The organism is Cryobacterium sp. SO1 (genome assembly GCF_004210215.2).
Classification (GTDB): Bacteria; Actinomycetota; Actinomycetes; order Actinomycetales; family Microbacteriaceae; genus Cryobacterium.
In genome coordinates this window covers 1,495,862-1,515,999 of record NZ_CP067394.1, presented here as the reverse complement: position 1 = coordinate 1,515,999, position 20,138 = coordinate 1,495,862, and the positions used below count along the sequence as shown (strand labels likewise).

Annotated in this window: 17 protein-coding genes; 3 read left to right on the top strand and 14 right to left on the bottom strand. The window is 66.7% G+C overall.

The features are described 5' to 3' along the window. Positions 1 to 16: 16 nt before the first annotated feature. From BJQ95_RS07125 to BJQ95_RS07105, 5 genes are all read right to left on the bottom strand, one after another. Complete coding sequence (locus BJQ95_RS07125) at positions 17 to 3,046, bottom strand: glycoside hydrolase family 38 C-terminal domain-containing protein (protein WP_130178449.1); 3,030 nt, start codon at positions 3,044 to 3,046, stop codon at positions 17 to 19. 31 nt (positions 3,047 to 3,077) lie between these two features. After that, entirely contained in the window at positions 3,078 to 3,914 is an 837-nt protein-coding gene (locus tag BJQ95_RS07120) for a carbohydrate ABC transporter permease (RefSeq protein ID WP_130178450.1), read from the bottom strand. A 1-nt stretch (position 3,915) separates the two neighbouring features. Continuing rightward, entirely contained in the window at positions 3,916 to 4,848 is a 933-nt protein-coding gene (locus tag BJQ95_RS07115; protein WP_130178584.1) for a carbohydrate ABC transporter permease, read from the bottom strand. A 17-nt stretch (positions 4,849 to 4,865) separates the two neighbouring features. Further along, positions 4,866 to 6,221 (bottom strand): extracellular solute-binding protein, encoded by a 1,356-nt coding sequence (locus BJQ95_RS07110; RefSeq protein WP_130178451.1) that lies wholly within the window; start codon positions 6,219 to 6,221, stop codon positions 4,866 to 4,868. Between the two features lie 152 nt (positions 6,222 to 6,373). Further along, positions 6,374 to 7,681, bottom strand: a complete 1,308-nt coding sequence (locus tag BJQ95_RS07105; RefSeq protein ID WP_240694839.1) for an ROK family transcriptional regulator — start codon at positions 7,679 to 7,681, stop codon at positions 6,374 to 6,376. Positions 7,682 to 7,824: 143 nt separating this feature from the next. Here BJQ95_RS07105 and BJQ95_RS07100 point away from each other — a divergent pair, with 143 nt between their 5' ends. Continuing rightward, the gene (locus BJQ95_RS07100) at positions 7,825 to 8,718 is read left to right on the top strand and encodes a DUF808 domain-containing protein (protein WP_130178452.1); all 894 of its coding nucleotides are present in this window, start codon (positions 7,825 to 7,827) and stop codon (positions 8,716 to 8,718) included. 34 nt (positions 8,719 to 8,752) lie between these two features. Here BJQ95_RS07100 and BJQ95_RS07095 read toward each other — a convergent pair whose 3' ends face one another. Together BJQ95_RS07095 and BJQ95_RS07090 are read right to left on the bottom strand one after the other, a co-directional pair. After that, positions 8,753 to 8,977, bottom strand: coding sequence for a hypothetical protein (locus tag BJQ95_RS07095; protein ID WP_130178453.1), 225 nt, complete (start codon positions 8,975 to 8,977; stop codon positions 8,753 to 8,755). Positions 8,978 to 9,051: 74 nt separating this feature from the next. After that, positions 9,052 to 9,777 carry a DUF4386 domain-containing protein gene (locus BJQ95_RS07090; protein ID WP_130178454.1) on the bottom strand — a complete coding sequence of 242 codons (726 nt, stop codon included), beginning with the start codon at positions 9,775 to 9,777 and terminating at the stop codon, positions 9,052 to 9,054. Positions 9,778 to 9,861: 84 nt separating this feature from the next. Here BJQ95_RS07090 and BJQ95_RS07085 point away from each other — a divergent pair, with 84 nt between their 5' ends. After that, on the top strand, positions 9,862 to 10,554 hold the full coding sequence (locus tag BJQ95_RS07085) for a TetR/AcrR family transcriptional regulator (protein ID WP_130178455.1): 693 nt from the start codon (positions 9,862 to 9,864) through the stop codon (positions 10,552 to 10,554). Positions 10,555 to 10,562: 8 nt separating this feature from the next. On the opposite strand, the gene BJQ95_RS07080 is transcribed toward BJQ95_RS07085, so the two are convergent. The 5 genes from BJQ95_RS07080 to BJQ95_RS07060 form a co-directional block, all read right to left on the bottom strand. Continuing rightward, entirely contained in the window at positions 10,563 to 11,363 is an 801-nt protein-coding gene (locus BJQ95_RS07080) for an MBL fold metallo-hydrolase (protein WP_130178456.1), read from the bottom strand. A gap of 151 nt (positions 11,364 to 11,514) precedes the next feature. Next, positions 11,515 to 12,540 carry a glycine betaine ABC transporter substrate-binding protein gene (locus BJQ95_RS07075; RefSeq protein WP_130178457.1) on the bottom strand — a complete coding sequence of 342 codons (1,026 nt, stop codon included), beginning with the start codon at positions 12,538 to 12,540 and terminating at the stop codon, positions 11,515 to 11,517. Continuing rightward, complete coding sequence (locus BJQ95_RS07070) at positions 12,541 to 13,377, bottom strand: ABC transporter permease (protein ID WP_130178458.1); 837 nt, start codon at positions 13,375 to 13,377, stop codon at positions 12,541 to 12,543. It abuts the gene before it with no gap. Next, positions 13,374 to 14,618: an ATP-binding cassette domain-containing protein gene (locus BJQ95_RS07065; protein WP_240694862.1), complete on the bottom strand. Its 1,245-nt coding sequence runs from the start codon at positions 14,616 to 14,618 to the stop codon at positions 13,374 to 13,376. Before BJQ95_RS07065 ends, BJQ95_RS07070 begins: the two co-directional genes overlap by 4 nt. 55 nt (positions 14,619 to 14,673) lie before the next feature. After that, positions 14,674 to 15,315 carry an ABC transporter permease gene (locus tag BJQ95_RS07060; RefSeq protein WP_130178459.1) on the bottom strand — a complete coding sequence of 214 codons (642 nt, stop codon included), beginning with the start codon at positions 15,313 to 15,315 and terminating at the stop codon, positions 14,674 to 14,676. Positions 15,316 to 15,620: 305 nt separating this feature from the next. On the opposite strand from BJQ95_RS07060, the gene BJQ95_RS07055 reads away from it, so the two are divergent. Then, complete coding sequence (locus BJQ95_RS07055) at positions 15,621 to 16,631, top strand: LacI family DNA-binding transcriptional regulator (RefSeq protein ID WP_256041566.1); 1,011 nt, start codon at positions 15,621 to 15,623, stop codon at positions 16,629 to 16,631. A 2-nt stretch (positions 16,632 to 16,633) separates the two neighbouring features. Here BJQ95_RS07055 and BJQ95_RS07050 read toward each other — a convergent pair whose 3' ends face one another. Both BJQ95_RS07050 and BJQ95_RS07045 read right to left on the bottom strand, forming a co-directional pair. Continuing rightward, positions 16,634 to 18,055 (bottom strand): glycoside hydrolase family 32 protein, encoded by a 1,422-nt coding sequence (locus tag BJQ95_RS07050; RefSeq protein ID WP_256041565.1) that lies wholly within the window; start codon positions 18,053 to 18,055, stop codon positions 16,634 to 16,636. A gap of 372 nt (positions 18,056 to 18,427) precedes the next feature. After that, complete coding sequence (locus BJQ95_RS07045) at positions 18,428 to 20,023, bottom strand: glycoside hydrolase family 68 protein (protein ID WP_130178461.1); 1,596 nt, start codon at positions 20,021 to 20,023, stop codon at positions 18,428 to 18,430. Between the last annotated feature and the right edge of the window lie 115 nt (positions 20,024 to 20,138).

The following is a 20,138-nucleotide window of genomic DNA, read 5'->3' as shown; positions in this document are numbered from 1 at the left end:
CCGGTCTGGCTCGGGCTTACGCGACCGACACCCGCAGGGTGACGATCTGGAACGCACGAAGGCCCAGCTGCACTCCGTTGTCCGCCGGCGCCGTGACCGCGACGGGTTCGATTGTGCGCTCGAGGATGTCGTTCTCCACGATCCGCCCCACCGGGAAGCCGAACTGCACGGTGCCCATGGCCCGGGATCCGCGCGCCTCATAGAGCCGCACGATCACGTCGCCCGACCGGTCCTCGGCCAGTTTCACGGCCTCGATCACGATCGACGGTGCCGTGCTCGTCACCACGGGTTCCACGGCCGATCCTGACATCTCGCGGAGCGGCAGGTTGACGCGGTAGCCCTGCTCGGCAGCACCGATCACATCCGGTGTGATGCCGATCGAGGTGCGCAGCACGTGCACCCCCTGGTCGGCGGTGGGGTCCGGGAAGGTCGGCGCTCGGAGCAGCGACTCGCGCACCGTGGTCGTGGTTCCACCACCGGCGCGGGTGCGCCGGCCGATGTCGTGGCCGTAGGTCGAGTCGTTGGCCACGGCTACTCCGAAGCCCGGCTCACCCACGAACACCCACCGGTGGGCGCAGGTTTCGAAACGGGCGGCATCCCACGAGGTGTTCACGTGGGTGGGCCGGTAGATGTGCCCGAACTGAATCTCGGATGCCGCCCGGTCGGCGTGCACATCCAGCGGGAAGGCCAGCTTGAGGAGCTTCTGCCGCTCGTGCCAATGCACCGTCGTGACGATGTCCAGCGTCGCCTGATCGCCCAGCAGGGTGAGGTCCTGCGACACCGTGGAGGACCCGAAGCTTCGGGTCACCCGCACTGTCGCCCGTCCGGGTTCCTGCGAGGCCAGGATCACCGCGTCGGCCTCGAGCAGTTCCACGCCGGTGCGCTGGTAGTGCTCATCGAGGTCCCAGGCATCCCACTGGGTGGGGGTGTCCCGGAACAGCTGCAGAACGTTTCCCGGTTCGCCGGCCGGGACAGCCTCGCGCCCCGTGCTGAGCTCCACCAGCGAAGTGAGCAGCCCCCGGGCGTCGATGACCACCCGCACCGTCTCGTTTTCGAGCACGAACCCGCCGTCCCGTGCCTCAGCCCGCAGCGGCGCTGGTTCGGTGCGGGGCGCCGCGGAGAGCGCGGGCACCCCTGCGACGGCGAACGGTGAGGCGTTGAACACCACCGGTTCAGCGGCATCCGGCCCCGCCAGCGCGGCGAGTGCCTGGGAGATCACGTCCTCGAGCTCCCCACGTACCGCCGCATAGGACGCCTCGGCGACCTGGTGCACCCAGGCGATGGAGCTGCCGGGCAGGATGTCGTGGAACTGGTTCAGCAGCACGGTCTGCCAGGCCGCCTCGATGCGCTCGTGGGGGTAGGCCGCTCCGGTGCGGAGGGTTGCCGCGGTCGCCCAGAGCTCGGCCTCGCGCAGCAGGTGCTCGCTGCGCCGGTTGCCGGACTTGGTTTTGGCCTGCGAGGTGTAGGTGCCTCGGTGGAACTCGAGGTAGAGCTCCCCCGACCAGACCGGCGGCTGGGGGTAGGACGCTTCGGCCTCCTCGAAGAACGCCCGTGGCGAGGCGATCCGCACACTGGGTGAGCCCTCCAACGATTCGGTGCGCTTCGCGGCGGCGAGCATCTCGCGGGTCGGTCCTCCGCCGCCGTCGCCATACCCGAAGGGAACCAGCGACACGTTCGACGCACCCTTTTCGGAGTACTGGCGCTGGGCCCGGGCCAACTCCTCGCCGGACAGCAGGGAGTTGTAGGTATCCACGGGCGGGAAGTGGGTGAACACCCGGGTGCCGTCGATGCCCTCCCAATTGAAGGTGTGATGCGGCATGGTGTTGGTTTCGTTCCAACTGATCTTCTGGGTGAGGAAGTACTTGGAGCCCGCCGCGGTCACGATCTGTGGGAAGGCGGCCGTGTAACCGAACGAGTCGGGCAGCCACACCTCCAGGGGTTCCACACCGAACTCCCGCATGAAGAACGTTTTGCCGGCGAGCAGTTGGCGGGCCAGGGCTTCACCGCCGGGCATGTTGGTGTCGGACTCCACCCACATCCCGCCGACCGGCACGAACCGGCCCTCGATGGCGCGTTCGCGGATGCGCTCGAACAGCTGCGGGTAATGCTCCTTCATCCAGGCGTATTGCTGGGCAGACGAGCAGGCGAAGATGAAGTTCGGGTCTTCGTCCATGAGGTGCAGCACGTTCGAGAAGGTGCGCGCGCATTTGCGCACGGTTTCCCGCACCGGCCACAGCCAGGCCGAGTCGATGTGCGCGTGGCCGACGGCCACCACACGGTGGGCACTGGCATACGCCGGCAGGGCCAGAATCGGTGCGAGGATGGCGCGGCCCAGGTGCGCGGTTCCGCTCACGTCGTCGGGGTCCATCGCGTCGGTCACGGCCTCGAGCGCGCGCATGATCTCCGCGGTGCGGGGCAGGTCGGCGCTCAGTTCCTCCATCAGGCCGACAAGTGTCCAGATGTCCCGGTCCAGCTGCCAGACCTGACTGTCCAGCAGGGCCACGTCCATGCGGCGGAGCCGGTAGATCGGGTCGGTTCCCGCGGTGGCCTTGTCCCCCACCGCAGTGGGCTGGAAGGCCCAGTCGCTGCCGACGTCGGGGTTGGAGGCGGCCTCGACATAGACGTCGATCACGCCGCCGGGCCCGACCTGGAGGGGCACGTAGTTGTTGAACGGCTCCACGGCCTTCACGATGCGCCCCTCGGGGTCGTAGACGAGACCCTCAGCCTGGAATCCGGCCTGACCGGAGAGGAAACCCAGGTCGACGAGGAGCTCGGTGCGGGTGTCGAGGTGGGCGAACCGCGACCAGTCTTCGGGGACGACCCCGGTCACATGGAACCAGGTGGTGCCCCACGGCTTGCCCCACGGTAAACCGATGGCGAACGGGGTGAACTCCTGGTCGACGGCGTCGGCGAACGGCACGGGTTCATCGGGGACCTCCCACGCCGAGATCGTGAGGGGGGTGGCGGTGCAGTAGAGCGCGGGGGTGACGCGTTCGCTGACGAATCGGCGGATACGGGCGCGGATGAGGGTGGTGGTGTCGTGCACGGTGGTGCTCCTTGCGTAGTGCGTAGTGGGGTCAGCCCTTGATGGCACCGGCCATGGCCGATGAACCACCGAGGACACGCGATACGAAGACGTACAGCGTGATGACCGGGAGGGAATAGAGAAGGGAGAATGCGGCCAGCTGCCCGTAGGCGACCGTTCCGTATTGCCCGAAGAACGAGAAGATGCTCACGGCCGCCGGGAGTTTGTCGGGTGAGAGCAGCAGCACAAAAGGCACGAAGAAATTGCCCCAGGCGCCGATGAACACAAAGATGAACACCACAGCCAGGCCAGGCCGCATGAGCGGAATCACGATCCGGGTGAGGGTGGTCAACATGGATGCACCGTCCATCCAGGCGGCCTCCTCGAGGCTCACCGGCACGCTGTCCATGAAGTTCTTGGTCATGTAGATCGCGATCGGCAGGCTCGTCGCCGCGAGGAACAGAGTCGTTCCGGCCAGCGAGTCGATGAGGTTGAACGCCACGAACAGCGCATACACGGGAACCATCATGGCCGTGATCGGCAGGCAGGTTCCGAACAGCACCCCATAGAGAAAGGGCTTGTTCACCCGCATCTTGTAACGCGACAGCGGGTACGCGGCCAGCACGGCAACGGTCACCGTGATCACGGCGCAGCCGCCGGCCAGGAACAGGCTGTTCAGCAGCGGGATGAACGCCGTTTCCGGCGTCATCACATCGGTGAAGTTCTGCAACGAGAACGCTTCCGGCAGTTTGATCGACAGGGTCGCTCGGGTATCCACCGAGGCGAGGACCAGCCAGATCAACGGCAACGCGAAAGCGACGGTGACGAGCAACAGCACTCCGTTGGAGGCGGCCTTCATGACCCGTCTGCTCGGTGAGGTCATCCCCATCTCAATCAACCTCCGGCTTGAGCGCCCGAATGTACGCGACCGAGAAGGCCGCGCCGACGAGCAGCATGATGGTGGCGATCGCGGTTCCGAAACCGAGCTGCCCGAACTGGAAGGCCTCCTGATAGGCCAGCACCGGCAAGGTCGAACTGTCGGTGCCAGGTCCGCCGCCGGTCATCACGAAGATCAGGGTGAAGACCGACAGGGTCTGCAGGGTAGTCAGCATGAGGTTGGTGGAGATACTGCGGCGGATCATCGGGATGGTGATGAACACCAGCCGCTGCCAGCCGCGCGCACCGTCGACCTCCGCCGATTCGGTGATCTCCGGCGGCACATCCTGCAGCGCCGCCGAGTAGACGAGCATAGAGAAGGCCGTGCCCCGCCAGATGTTGGCGAGGATCACCGAGAGCATCGGCAGCGCGTACAGCCAGTTCGGCCCGTCGATACCGACGGCGGCGAGCAGGTTGTTCAGCGTTCCGGTGTCGTTGAAGAAGGCATAGGCGGCGAAGGAGGCCACGATCTCCGGCAGCACCCAGGCCGTCACCACGAAGGTACCCACGAGGGAGCGGACCAGGCGGTTGGAGGATCGCATCAACAGGGCCAGCCCCAGCCCGAGAATGTTTTGCCCCACGATCGCCGAGGCGACCAGGAACACCAGGGTGAGCAGCACCGACTTGGGGAAGTCCGGGTCGGCAAAGAGCGCCGCATAGTTGTCGAAGCCCACGAACGCCGAATCCTGGGCGGATGCCCCGGACAGTGACGCGTTCGTGAAGGAACCGTAGAAGGAGCTGATCACCGGCCCGAGAAGGAAGATCGCGAGGAGCACGACCGCGGGCAGCAGCGGGATGCTCCGAACCAGGGAACGGTGGGTCGCGGCCCGTGCCCGGCCAGGCCGAGGGGATGTCCCTCGGCCGGGCCGTTCAGCAGGTCGCGCCAGAGTCGGCGCGGACACGGCTACTCCGCGCTCTCGGTGTTCTCTTCACCGACGATGCCGACCACTGCTTGGTCGTAGGCCGCTGCCGCGTCCTTGGGGCTTTGCTGACCCGTCATCACGGCTTCCATGGCCACGGTGATCGCGCTGGAGATCTGCGCGTAGTCGCTGGTGGCCGGACGGAAGTGTGTGTTTGCCACGATTTCGGAGAAGAACCCGAAGGTGGGGTTCGCGGCCTGGTAGTCCGGGTCCTGGGAGACGTCGTCACGTACGGCGATCTGGCTGGCGGCGATGTCGTAGGCCTGGGAGTTGTCCTTGTTCAGTGCCAGGGAGATGAAGTCCCAGGCGGCATCCTTCTTGGTCGACTTGGACCCCATGGCCAGCGTCCAGCCGCCCGACATGCTCGTGGCTCCTGGTTCAGCGCCGTCCTGGGTGGGCATGGCGGCCTGGCCCATCACCGTGTCCCATTCGGCCCAGGGTGCAGTGCCTTCTTCGAGCCAGGTGCCGCTGAGCCAGGACCCGTCGATGCCCATCGCGAGCTTGCCCTGGGGCAACCATTCGCCGGAGACGAGGTTGCCCACGTTCTTGTCGAGGGCCTGCTCGGGGGTGGGGCCCAGGTCGCCCTGGTACACGTCTTCGATGAAGCCGAGCGAGTCGACGAAGCCCTGTGAGCCGGTGACCCACTTCTGGTCGTCGGTGTTGTACAGCGTGTCTTCGGTGCCGTACAGAAGCATTTCGAAGCCCTGCATCGAGGCGGCTTCGCCCTGGGCCTTACCCGAGTAGACGTTCAGTGGAATCACGTCCGGCAGTTCGGCCTTCACCGTCGCGGCGGCGTCGAGCACCTCTTCCCAGGTCGTCGGCTCGAAGGGCACGGGCAGCCCGGCCTCGGCGAAGAGGTCCTTGTTGTACCAAATGGCCCGGGTGTCGGTTCCCATCGGGACGCCGTAGGTCTTGCCGTCGCTGCCGAGACCGGCGTTCTTGGCGTTGTCGTAGAAGCTGTCCCAGTCCTCCCACTCCGAGGTGTATTCGTCGAGCGGGGCCAGGTATCCCGCGTCGCTGTCGGACTGCACCCGGAAGGTGTCTTCGTACATGACATCCGGCGCGGTGGCTGCCGATTTGTTCATGAGAGCGAGCTTGGTGGCATAGTCGTTCTCCTGCGCCTCGATCGGCACGAGCTCCACGGTGAGTCCCTCGTTGGCGGCCTCGAACGCTTCTTTGACGGCCTTCATGTGGTTGTCCACCTGGATGAAGGCGCCGAACTTCTGATAAGCCACCTTGATCGTCTGGGACTCGGTCTCGGAGCCGCCCGCCGAACACCCGGACAGAGCCAGCGCCGCCACCGCCCCCAACGACACAACCGACAAGAGTGATTTCTTCATTGAATTCTCCTTTGAACCCCTGACGCGGTTCCCCCCGACACCGTTGCCGACGACACCACCCCCCATAACTAAAACAAATGGAGTAATTAGTGTCAAGCATTTCCCGTCAGGCACCCCTGGGAAAGACTCCGACGCCCCGGCCGGCTGGGCCGCTAGCTCGAGATGAAAAGAGTCGCCGACCGTGGCGACAGGGTGGCATCGAGGACCAGGCAGGCGGCACCGACCGCGGCCACGTCAGCGCCGATGGTCGAGCCGGTCACCGTCACGGGCCGCAACGTCACCAGGGCGGTGGAGCCGTTGATCACCGCGGGCACCCGATCCAGCAGAAGATCGGCGACCCGCTCCCAGTAGGGGCCGCCGAAGACCACCCGATTCAGGTCGAGCAGGTTGACGATAGTCACGATCGCCTCCGCCATGTATCGGGCCACCTCGTCGAGCAACTCGATCGCCGCCGGGTTGCCGGCGTGGGCCAGCACCGCCACCTGACTGAAACCGGCATCGATGGCCGAGGTGTGCGGGGTCTCCCCCGGCACCTGAATCAGGCCGCGCTCAACGGCCGAGTTTACGATGGTGACGGGACTGATCGCATCGCCGAGGCAGCCGCGGCGCCCGCAGCGGCACTGCGGCCCGGCAGGATCGACTACGATGTGGCCGGCATCACCCGCGTTCTTGGTCGGGCCCCGCACCACCTCGCGGCCGAGCACCAGGCCGACGCCCACCCCGGTGCCGTAGTAAAAGAACAGAAAATCGTCGTAGTCGGCGCCGGTGCTCTTCCAGAGCTCGCCGACCGCGGCGGCCGTCACATCCTTCTCGAGGAGGACGAAGAAGCCGGTGGCGCGCTCCAGCTCGTCGCGCAGCGCCACCCCGTGCCAGTTGCTGAGAAGCGGAGGGTCCAGGACCACCCCCAGGTTCATGTCGATGGGACCGGGTGAGGCGATGCCCACCCCGAGCACCCGTTGGCGCTCGATGCCCGCCGAGGCGATGATCGCCTCCACCGAGTCCCGCATCTCGGTGATCACCACGCCGGGATCGGCGGCGGAGGGCGTGCGGGTGGTGGCGTGGGCCAGAACGTGGCCCTCGATGTTCAGGAGCACGTAGGTGATCACGGCAGGGTCGATGTGCACGCCGATGGCGTAGTGTCCCGACGGGTCCAGCTGCAGGATGGTGCGGGGCTTGCCCACTCCGAGGTTGCGGATGCCGGCCTCGCGGATGACCCCGGCGTCGAGCAGCCGCCGGGACACGTTCGACACCGTCTGAGCGCTGAGCCCGGTCTGCTCGGCAATCTCGACGCGGCTGAGCCCTGCCGGCGTGCGACGGATGGTGTCGAGCACCACCGTCTGATTGAACCCGCCCAGCGCGTGAAGGTTCGAGCCGCGTCGCATGTTCTCCTCGCAGATCGGGGCACCAATGCCCTCGTTATCAGCAAGTATGCCCGCGAGAATGGTCGAGACCCAACTCATCGCCCCACCGTGCCCCGGGTGCGGCTGCGGCTGCCAAGCTCGGCCGGCGACGAGGACCGCGAAACGTCGTTCCGGCCACACGGTACTCTGGATCATTGCCGTCGCCGTGCTCGAGGACGACGCCCCGATCCGAGGAGAACCAGATGTCGGTCGGTTTGCTCGCCGTAGTTGATGACATTCTCACCGCTGCCCTCAAGGCCAGTGCGAAGACCGCCGGCGTCGTCATCGACGACGCGGCCGTCACCCCGCAGTACGTGCAGGGCCTCACGCCGGCCAGAGAACTCCACGTGGTGTGGCGGATCGCGCTGGGCAGCCTGTTCAACAAGTTCGTCATCATCATCCCGCTCGCGCTGCTGCTCTCGGCGTTCGCGCCCGGGGTGCTGCCGTTCCTGCTGATCCTCGGCGGCACCTACCTGTGCTTCGAGGGTGCGGAAAAGGTCACCGAGTGGTTCGGCGTGCATCACGCCGTCACCGAGACCGACGCGCGAGACGAGGGCAAGCTGATCTTCGGCGCCATCCGCACCGACCTCATCCTCAGCACCGAAATCATGCTCATCGCGCTGGCCAGCCTCGATCCCGATTTCGGCATCTGGATGACGCTCGGCGCACTGGTGGTCATCGGCCTGGGCATGACCCTGCTGGTCTACGGCGCGGTGGCCCTGCTGGTGAAGATCGACGACATCGGGCTGTCGATGATGAAGAACTCAGCCCGGCAGGTGCGACGCACCGGCGCGCGCATCGTGGCCGCGATGCCCAGCGTGTTCTCGGTGATCAGCATCATCGGCACTGTCGCCATGCTCTGGGTCGGTGGTCATCTCGTGATCACGAACCTGGCCGAGACGATCTGGCACGGCCCCTACGATCTGCTGCACGTGGTGACCCACGCGGTGGAACCCGCCGGACCGGTCGTGGTGTGGCTTGCCGACACCCTGGTGTCGGCCGTGTTCGGGCTGGCGCTGGGCATGATCGTGGTGGGAATCGTTCTCGGAGTGTCGCGTTTGTTCAAGCGGGACCAGGCTGACGTCGCCGCGCACTGAAACCCCCAGGTAGCCAGCGCCCCCTCCAACGCTGTCAGTCTTCGTCGTTCGCGGTCGCTTCGATCCAGTCGATGGCCGAATCGGAGAGATGCCACCCGTCCGCATCGGATTCGCCGACCCAGCCGGCATCAGAACTCACATCGCCGCCGGCCGCCACGATTTCGGTGAGGACCCAGTCCGGAACGACGTCGCCATTGTTCGCCGTCAGCCAGTCCTGAGCCCGCACGCTTAACCGCGACCACCACTCGTCTAGCTCCATGAAGGAAGCCTCACCCCACAGGAGCGTGCCGTCAATGAGTCATTGATCGAGATTTTCGCGGATGCGGCCAGGATTCATGCTCGGGCGCGCGGAAGACGGCGACCCTGGATGAGCAGCCAGAAGATGAGAGTCACCTCGCCCACGAAGAGGAACTGGGCGAACACGGCGGTGAAGCCGGGGATCGTGGCCATGCCGATCGCATCCGCCAGGTAGCCCGCGCCGGCCAGGGCGAGCAGGATGCCGAAGACCCTGGCCATGAAGCCGGAGCGGAAGGCGAGGTAGCCGACCAGGATCAGCGAGGCACCGAACAGCCCAAGGCTGAGCACCCAGATGGTGGTGAACGACTCCAGGACCGGCTGGGCGGCGCCGGGATCGCCGGGATCGCCGAGGAGAGCGAACCCGTTCACCAGCTGACCGACGGCGACCAGGAGCAGCACGGCGTAGACGGTTCTCAACCAGCCGGCCAGCGCCGACAACCGTGGGCTCACCGGCTTGAACAGGGCGTAGAGAGCGCCCGCCACGAGAACATCGAGCATCGCCACGATGACGAAGCTGACGACACCCGCCCAGAACAGCGCCGGCGCGGCGGCGATCCTGTCGGCGGTGAGCCCGGCGTCGCCGGGAACGATCAGACTCAGGATAGCGGCGAAGCTGGCGAAGCTGGCGAAGCCGCCGAGCACGGCCATGATCGCCAGGCCGACTCCGGCGACCAGTGCCGCCGTGCGTGGCGGCCAGACGGTGAAACCCCCCGGTCGCCGAGGCGCGGCAGTCGCCGGGGAGTTGATGGTTGTCTCATTCACGGGTCATCCTTACGTCGTAAGCTTATGTTGTAAGTACCGTACGACTACGGGGTAAGGTTGTCAAGAGAACGGCGAGGGGAAACCATGGCGAAGTCGGTGGGCGGGGCGGACAGGTCGCCCAGGGGTCGACTGAGCCGGGACGCGGTCCTGACCACGGCCATAGTGCTCGCCGACGCCGGAGGCATCGAGTCGCTGACCATGCGCCGGCTCGGCGTGGAGCTCGGGGTCGAAGCCATGTCGTTGTACAACCATGTGGCCAACAAGGGCGACCTGCTCAACGGCATGGTCGATGCCGTCTTCGCCGAGATCGAGCTGCCGTCGCACAGTGAGTGCTGGAAGTCGGCGATGCGCAAGCGGTCGGTCTCATTCCGGGACATGCTGTCGCGCCACCCGTGGGCTACGGGGTTGACGGATTCGGGCACGAATCCGGGACCCTCCACCCTGCGTCATCATGACCGGGTCATAGGCACCTTCCGGAACGCCGGGTTCTCGGTGGCCATGGCCGCGCACGCATTCTCCGCCTTGGACAGCTACATCTATGGTTTCGCGATGCAGGAGAAAAGCCTGCCCTTCACGACCGAGGAGGAGACGGCCGCGATGGCGCACCTCATGCTCGCCCAGCTGCCCGCCACCGAGTACCCCTATCTCGCCGAACTGACTGCTGAGCACGTACTGCAGCCGGGTTACAACTACGGCGACGAATTCGAGCTCGGCCTTGAACTGATCCTCGACGGGCTCGAACTCTGGCTGGGCCCGGGGGGCTCCCCCACCAGTTGATGACGGCCCTATCTTTGGGCGAGCTGCTCAAGCTGCCACCGATGCACGTCGGGCAGCCACTCCAACGGGGCGGCCGGTCCCACCCGAAAGTCCTCTGGAGCCCCACCGTCACCCAGGGTCTGCACATAGGCACGGTCCTGCTCGATCCGCGCCCGTAACTGTTCCGCTTTACCGACGGACCCGTGACCGGGAATGACGACATCAACGCCGTCGGCCACGCCCTCCAACAACAGCAACGCGTCGAGGTAGTCCTCGATCGGGTTCTTGGCCTCCAGGTCGAGAACCGGCATCAGGATGTCCGAGAGCATGTCGCCGGCCACGAGCACGCCACGCTCCTTGATGAACAGCGCCGCATGGCCGGTGGCGTGAGCCTGATGCTCGAGGATGCGAACCTCGGGACCGTCCCAGGGAATCTGCGTGACCCCGGCGGGCAGGCCGGTGATGAAACCGAGGAGGTCCATCGGGATCTCCTCGGCATGCTCCGGCGGGAGCACCTCGGCCACGCGGTCCTTCCAGTCGGCGGTCGCCAGCAGATCACGCATCGACGCCGCGCAGCGGGCGGTGCCGTAACGCGGCACGACGCCGAAGCCCGCGTGCCAGAGCACGTGATCCCAATCCGGATGCGTCGAGAAGCCGGCTGCTACGGGCCGGCCCAACTCGCGCAGGTCGGTCGCAAGGTCGACCATTTCGTCCCGCGTGATACCGGGGTCGATCAGCAACACACCCGCGCGGCCCTGCACGACCACTGAATTGCTCTGGATGAACTCACTCTGGTGGACCAGCACACCGTCCGCGACCTGCTTCAGCATGGGAGTCCTTCCGCTTGTGGCTTGCCATCGCTTGCCGAAACGGTACTACGGACCGCCCACCCTGTGTCCAACAGCGAGAACGCCCCCGGCGCTCACGCCCGCATGGCCGAGCTCGGCCGGAACGTCACCCCCTTGACGGCATCGGACTCGGCTACCTGGCCGGATCGGTGATGAATCCCTCGGCGACCATCCACGCGAACGCCACGTCGGCCGGTTCGTCCCCGTCGACATCCACCTGGCGGTTCATGTCGCGCAGCACCTCATCGGTGAGCTTCGGCGAGATCTCTGCGAAGACCTCCTCCAGGCCAGGGTGGGCGTCGAGCGTCTCGGTGAAGAACACCGGCGCGACGTTATACGCCGGAAAGAAGGCCAGGTCGTCGACCAGCACCGTGAGATCCAGCGCGTCGAGGCGACCGTCGGTCGTGAAGACCTCCCCGAAGTTACAGGCCCCGGCATCGGTCGCGCTGTAGATCGCACCCGTGTCATAGATCCCGATGTTGCCGTCGGGCACCCCGTCGGCGGCGGCACGCTCAAGGCCGTAGTGGGTGAGCATGGGGTTCATGCCGTCGGGCCGGGAGTTGAACTCGGACTCGACACAGAAGGTGCGGTCCTCGACCGGCAGGGCGGCCAGCTCGGACATCTTCGTGATGCCGCCCAGCTCCGCGACCGCCTCACTCCGCACAGCGAGCGCATAGGTGTTGTTCATCGGCGCCGGAGCGCCCCAGGTGACCCCGTTGTCGAGGTCGATGTCGGACACGGCCTGCCACATCTCGGTCTGGTCGGAAATGGCCTCCTCCTGCCCGAGGTACGTCAGCCACGCGGTGCCGGTGTACTCCCAGAGCACATCGGCCTGACCTGATACCAGCAGATTGCGGGCCGGCTGGCTTCCGGGCACATTGCTGAGGTCGGTGACGTCGAATCCGGCGGCGGTTGCGGCGAGCACCGCGATCTTGCCGAGCAGCAGCTGCTCGGTGAAGTTCTTCGACGTCACGGTGAGGTCGACGCCGTCGGCGTCCTCGAGCGGGCTGATCGATCCGGGTCCGACCGCGGGAACGTACGCGGTGGCCGGCTTGAGTCCGCAGCCGGTCAAGGCCAGGGCGGACAGGGCGAGGATGCCCGTTGCCACCCCCCAGCGGCCCAGGGGTGTGCGGCGGATGCGAGAGGAGGAGCGGTACATCTAGAGTCCCTTCGGGCGCGCGACGTGTTCCACGACGCGGCCGAGCCAGTCGATGAGCAGGGCGAGCAGGGCCACCAGCAACGCCCCGGTGACGAGCACGGAGGTGAGACTGAGATTGACACCGGTGGTGATCAGAATGCCCAGTCCGCCACCGTTGACGAACGTGGCCAGGGCGGCGGTGCCCACCAGCAGCACGAGCGCGGTGCGCACGCCCGAGAGCATGACCGGCACGGCGAGTGGGAGTTCCACCCGAAATAACACGGCGGCGGAGCTCATGCCCATGCCGCGCCCGGCCTCCACCAGGTGGGCGTCAACCCGTTGCAGGCCCACCATGGTGTTGCGCAGCACCGGAAGCATCGCGTAGAGCACGAGGCTCAGCGTCGCCGCCCAGAAACCGAAGCCGACCCAGAACGCGAGCAGCACGACCACGCCGATCGCCGGCGCGGCCTGGCCGAAGTTGGCGATGACCAGTACCGGACCGGTGAGGAACCGCAGGGGCCGCCGGGTCAAGGCGATGCCCAGGGGTATCGCGATGACGAGCACGATCGCCGCAGCGAGCAGGGTGAGCTGGATGTGTTCCACCGTGTAGACCCAGAGTGCGTTCGGGGCCAGGGTGGTGAGCTCGATCGGCGAGAGGTCCGCCGTCTGCAACCAGAACACCAGCGCGAGGAAGGCGAGCACGATCCCGGCCAGCTGGTAGACCAGTCCCCTCCAGGAGTTCCACCGTACGCGGGCGCGACTGGTCGGCACGGACGGCGTCAACGGGTCGCCCGGCGCCTCGACGGCGGAGTCCCCGCCGGCTATGGCTGCTTCGGCTCTCAGTCCGCGGGGGCTCATCGCACGGCCTGGGCGTCCGCGTCGTGGCCCGCGGTGTCGCTCAGGTCGGCCTCGGCGGATGCCAGCGCCTGGAACGTACCGGTGTTCAGTCCCACGGGTGCCTGGTCGGACTCCAGCACGGCCGCGCCCTGCGCCCGGGTGATGGCATCCATGACGGTCTTCACGTCGATGACGCCCTTGAACGTGTCGCGGCGTCCGGTGACCAGCGCGGCCCCGGCGCTCGAGACGAGCATGGTGTCGAGCGCATCGTTGAGCGTGGCGCGGTTGCCCACCACGGGCAGTTTCGGGTCGGCGACATCCTTGATCACGTCGAGCCGGCCCAACTGGCGCCGCGAGAGCCACTGGATGGGCCGGTGACGAGCATCGATGATGACCGCGTGGCCGTGACCGGCTTCGGTCACCCGCGCCAGCACATCCGCCGCCCGTTCGCCGGGCATGCCCACGATCGCGTCGCTGAGGCCCACGTCGCACACCCGGGTGAGAGTCAGCTGTTTGAGGCCGGCGCCGGAGCCGATGAAGTTCTCGACGAACTCGTTGGCCGGGTGGCCGAGGATGCGTTCGGGCGTGTCGTACTGCTCCAGCTGGGCGCCCTCGTTGAAAATGGCGATCCAGTCGCCGAGCTTCACGGCCTCGTCGAAGTCGTGGGTGACGCAGACGATGGTTTTCTGCAGTTCTTCCTGGATGTTGAGCAGTTCGTCCTGCAGGCGCAGCCGGGTGATCGGGTCGACGGCGCCGAACGGCTCGTCCATCAGGAGCACGGGCGGGTCGGCCGCGAGAGCACGGGCCACGCCGACGCGCTGCTGCTGGCCGCCGGAGAGTTCCTTGGGGTAGCGGTCGCGGTACAGCGCCGGGTCGAGGGAGACCAGCTCGAGGAGTTCGTCGACGCGGGCGGCGATGCGGGCCTTGTCCCAGCCGAGCATCTTCGGCACGATGCCGATGTTGGTGGCGACCGTCATGTGCGGGAACAGGCCCCCGGCCTGGATGACGTAGCCGATCCCGCGGCGCAGGGTGTCACCGTTCATGTCGGTCACATCGTCGCCATCGACGACGATACGGCCCTCGGTCGGTTCGATCAGCCGGTTGATCATCTTGAGCGTGGTGGTCTTGCCGCAGCCGGAGGGACCCACGAACATGATGATCTTGCCGGCGGGGATCTCCATGGTGAGACCGTCGACGGCAGGGCGGGCCTGACCGGGGAACCGCTTGGTGACTCCGTCCAGCAGGATGCTTGCCCCGGTGATGCCGGTGGGGGTGCTGGGCTCATCGGTGGAGTCGGCTCGGGTGGTTGCGTTGAATTCAGACACGGATACCTCGCGGTGTGGTCAGGCGGCCGAGGCCGACGAGAAGAAGATCAAGGATGACAGCAAGAACGACGACGCCGATGACGCCGGTCAAAACCGACTCGAGGGAGTTGGCACCGCCGAGCCTGGAAAGTCCGGAGAAGATGAATCCGCCCAGGCCCGGTCCCAGCGAATAGGCGGCGACCGCGGCGACCCCCATCACCATCTGGGCGGAAACCCGCACGCCGGTGAGAATGATCGGCCACGCCATCGGCAGTTCCACCTGCAGGAGCGTGCGGAATCGGCTCATGCCGATACCGCGGGCGGATTCGACGATCGACGGTGAGATGCCCGACAGGCCCACGACCGCATTTCGAAGGATGGGCAACGTGGCGAAGAACGCCACGACGATCACGGCCGGCAACACCCCGAAGCCCAGCGGCGCGATGAGCAGACCGATGAAGGCGAACGACGGGATGGTCAGGCCGATGGCCGAGACCGAGTTGGCGATCGCGGTCAGCGCGGAGTTGCGGTACACGAGGGCCGCCAGCAGCACGGCGATGACGGTCGCCAGTACCAGGCACTGCACCACGAGGCTGAAATGTTGCCAGCTGCTGAACAGGATCTGCTCATACTGTGCCCTTAGAAAATCCCACACATTAAAACCTCTTCGCGTCGATCGCACATCGGTTCACCGCCACCGGCATGGCGCTTTCGGAAGCACGGATGCCGAACTGGTTGGGGACGCAGGCTGAGGGGCCTGGGTGAGGGCAGGGGACCAGTCTTGCACGTTGACCCCTGGATGGGTGCGGTGCGGTGTTTCTGGCTCAGGACCCTGGCCGCCCGACGGGCAGGGTGCCGGGGAGGCCGAAGCCGCATTCGCCGATGCTCTCAGCATGGGCGCGCCAGCCGTAGGCTGGGTGGATGGACAGTGGCCGAACGTTTGGAGCTCGACGCGCCCGCTTGAGCGACGTTGCCGCGGCCGCCGGCGTCTCCCCCACAACGGTGTCGCATGCGCTCAGCGGTGCCCGCACGGTGAATGCCGCGACCAGGGTGCGGATCCTCTCGGTCGCACACGACCTCGGCTACGTGCCCGACCGTGTGGCGAGCGGATTGCGGCGCCGGCGCACGGGCGTCGTCGGCCTTGTCGGCGACAACATTGCGGCCACACCGTTTGCCGGACGCATCATCGAGGGTGCCCGCCAAGCGGGACTCGAGCATGATGTCCTTCTGATGGTGGGTGAGAGCGGCGGTGACCCCGGCATCGAGGCCGACCTGATCGCGCTCTTCCTCGCTCAGCGTGTCGACGGCCTGCTCATCGCGCGCATGTACCACCAGCGTGTCCCGCGCCCATCGGTGCCGGACGATCTGCCGGTCGTGCTTGTTGACGCCGCACCGGAGAAGGGATGGCTGGTGGACGCGGTCGTGCCCAACGAAGCCCAGATCGCGGCCGTGGCTTGTGAGCGGCTCACCCGCGAGGGACACCGTGACATCGCCTATGTGGGCACCACGGATGACACTCGTGCGGCACATGGCCGCCTGCTCGGCGTGCGCTCGGCTCTCGGCGATGCCGGCATCAAGCTTGGTGACCGGCGCGTCGCCTTCTGCTCGTCGGACGCCGTGGGCGGACGACAGGCGGGTGGTGAGCTCCTCGACCAGGACGATCGCCCGACGGCGATCATCTGCTTCAACGACCAGATCGCGATGGGGGTGATGCAGGCCGCGGCGAGGCGCGCCATCCCCGTCCCGGAGGGGCTGTCGGTGATCGGCATCGACGACCTCCATCCGGTGGCCGACGCTCTCGATCCCGGCCTCACCACCGTGGCGCTGCCGCATGCCCAGATGGGTGGGCGGGCAATGACGCGCCTCATTGAACGCATCGAGGGCCCTCGGCCAGGCACCGATCGCAGTGTGCAACAGCTGACGGGCTGGCTCGTCGAGCGCGGCTCAGTCGCGGCGCCGCCCGCCTCGTAGATTCACTCCGCCGCCGATTCGCGCACGACCGGCGCGACACGCAGCGGCGTCAGCCTCGCATCCGTGATCTCGACGGCGCCACGGAGGGCGTCCACACTCAGCTGACGCGCCCCGGGCGAGCCGTAGGTCGCCATGGTGATGGATGCCTCACCGTCTCCCGCGAATACCTCGATCGAGGCCACATCCACGACGATGTCAAGCCGCACACGTCCGTCCTTCGACGGGACGGGTGCCGTTCGCACGGCCCGGTACTCCGCGGGCATCTCGGAGGCGATGGCATCGGTATCCCGCGCGACGAAAGCGAGTTCGGTGTCAAAGTCGTACCCGACGGTTGCGAACGTGCCATCGGCGCTGAGCACCTTCACGCGCACCTCGCCGGTGCCGTCGGCGGCGGCGGCGTCGAGGGTCAGGCGATACGCATCGGATGCGGAAGCCCTGAGTTCCGTCGAACTTCCCGAATCCAGGCGAAGGGGATCGATCTGCTCGGGCTCTCCCTCCAGCGATCGCATCTCCTCTGCAGGAGCCGAATAGAGCTTCTCGGTGTCTTCGTCAGAACCGAGCCGGATGCTACGCACGACGGAGTCGGAGCCGCCGTGCCAGTCACCGGCCGGGAAGTCGCCGGCATAGGCCCAATTGTTCATCCAGGCAATGCTGTACCGCGAATTGAGGCGCTCCTGGGCGCTCAGCCGGGTGTCGTCCCACGTGACGGCGGCGTAGTAGTCCGCCCCGTGGTCGAGCCACTGGTGCCCGGTCTCGTCGGCGGTGAACGTCGTGCCGTCCCAGTCGCCGACCCAGTAGGTCGTGCCGGTCGTCATCCCCTCGGCAGCGCCGTTCGCCCCGGCGAGCAGCACCCAACGCACGTTGTTCGGGTCTCCATCGACCGCCATCGGGAAGAGGTCTGGGCATTCCAACACGCCGAGGCCGGCCGTGACGAAATCGGACGCGTAGGTCCAGTCGCGAAGATTGGGCGACGTGTAGAAGCCGATGCGATCGTGCTCGGCGAGGGCCATCACCCAGTGCCCGGCGTTCTCGTCCCAGAACACGCGCGGGTCTCGCCAGTCGGCGACGCCAGGGTTGTCCATGACAGGGTTGCCCTCGTAGGACTCGAACGAGTAACCGCCATCGGTCGACGCGAAAAGCGATTGACGCTGCACACCGTCGACCTGCTGGGTGACCAGGGCGATGACCGCGCCCGCTCCGAAACCCGCGGTGTTTTCGGAGTCGACGACGGCGGTGCCCGTCCAGATGTCGCCGAGCCCGTTGGTGTACTTGTCGATCGCGATGCCCTGGTCCTCCCAGTGCACAAGGTCGGTTGAGGTCGAGTGGTACCACGCGGTGCCGTTCCCGTCGGGGTGATCGGCGTTATAGAGGTAGTAGTAGTGCCACACGCCGTCGAGCAAAAACGGCTTCTGTGGGTCGTTCATCCAGTTCTTCTCGGGGGTCATGTGAACCGCCGGGCGGTTCGGCGACCAGTCGGCCGGGCGCTGGAACGGACTTGAGGCGGCCGGCGAGGATTCGGTTGGGCTCGGGGCTTGATCTGTGCCGCTCCCCCGAGGAAGGAGAGGGTCACTGCCGTGGCGGCCACCATCAGAGTGACCACGATAAGGGCGGCGATCAAGAGCGTACGGCGGCGTGGCTTGCGCCGCGGCGCGGCGGGGGCAGGGGCATCCTGATCGGTCACAGTGAAGTCCTTCGGGTAGGTCGGCACGTGTCCGCGGTAGGCAGACGCCACGCCAGGCGGGGTGGGTGCCCCGGACCGAGATCGGAACGGGGCACCCACGGCACGGCAGGTCGAATCAGCGCAGCGGCTTCACCTGGCCGCCCGGGTTGATGTTGATGTTGGCCGGCACGTCGGCCCAGCCGCCGAGCCCGCCGTCTCCGTAGGAGTAGTCGACGCTCGTCGTGTCGCCGGTGATGTCCATCTTCACCGTGGGGGCGAGGGTGCCGCCGCGGACGAAGTCATCGGACGTGCCGATGGTGTCGATGAACGACTGCACGAGGCCGCCGGGCATCACGTAGTGCGAGTAGGCCTGGAATGCGCCCGGGTGCTGGTCGGCGTTCGGCGCGAAGGGCTTGCCCTGTGGGTAATTCAGGTTGGTCGGGTTGCCCAGCGCCAGCCCCGAGCCGCCGTTGAGCGGCTGGAAGTCCGACCGGATGCCGTCACCGACGAATCCGTAGACGCCCTCCGGTCCGTCGATCCCGGCCGCGAAGGTGCCGCGGTGGGAGATCGTGAACAGGTAGGCCTTACCGTCCTTGAAGACGAACTGCGGGCGCTCGGTCTGGTCGGTGACGCAGTTGGCCGACAGGATCGGCGGGAGGAACTCCCACTCGGTCAGGTCGTCGTTCGTCGCCTTCGCGAGACCGATGTTGCCGATCTGGTACGGCGCACCCGAGGCGTTGACCTCTTCCGCCGACTCAGCGAACGGGTCACCTGCCGCGTAGCCCAGGTCTTCGTCGGTGCAGTACGCTTCCTCACGCGGCATGGCGGAGTTGCCTTCGAAGACCATGTAGGTCTCGCCCGGGTGGGCGGGGTCCTCGAACGTGAACGGGTCGCGGAAGTTGAATGACGCGTTCTGGGCGCCGGTCTGGTAGTACTCGCCGTCGGCCTCCAGGAGGTTTTGGACCTTGTCGAAACCGGTCAGCTTCACATCCTTGCCGGTGGCGTGCACCTTGCCGATACTGAGCGCGAGACGCGGGTCGTACGGCTTGACGTCGTTGCCCTCCGCGTCGCGGTAGAACGCGACATCGGTGAAGAACAGCTTGACCTCGCCGCCCTTGAACACTCGGGCCGAGCCCGACCACTGGGTCTGGTGGCTGAACGACTTGTCCGCGAAGATCTCGCCGGTCACGCCTTCGTCGAAGACGAGGCCGCCGTACGTCCAGCCGCCGTTCTCAGGCCGCTCGTCGGCAGGCACGCCCGCCGCACGGGAGAAGTAGCCGATCTTGGCGAACTGGTGGCGCTCGTCGAAGCCGAGGCTGCGGTCGGCGACCAGCGAGAAGATGATCTCCTGGCCGTTGATCGAGTACTGGTTGCCGTCTTCGTCGGTGAGGGGCCAACTGTCCCATACCCACACCTGGTCGTTGGACATGTCGGGGAAGTCCTGCGGCACCTCGGGCATGGTCTGCGCTGCGGGCATCGAGTTCTCGCCCGGAGGCGTCGTGGGGTCGGACACACGCTGCAACTGCCGCGCGTCAGCGCGGGTCCACTTCGCGGTGAAATCATCTTCAGGGGCGTAGGCCTCCTGGCTGTGTGGGGTGGGCTCGGGGCCGTCCTGCACGGCGGGCAGCGCCATGGCTGCGGAAGGCACCCCGAGTAGCGCGGCTGAAGCTAGGGCGACCGTAGTTCCCGCGGCGACAAACAACCGCCGGGGACCCTTCTGGAGAGAATGCATGACTGAGTACTCCTTCAAATGAAGAATGCAAATCGATTTGCATCAGGTGTCAATGGTTGCATAGTCCGGCGGCGAACGCGGGTCGGGCGGCCGACGCCCCGGGAGCCGGCCAGCG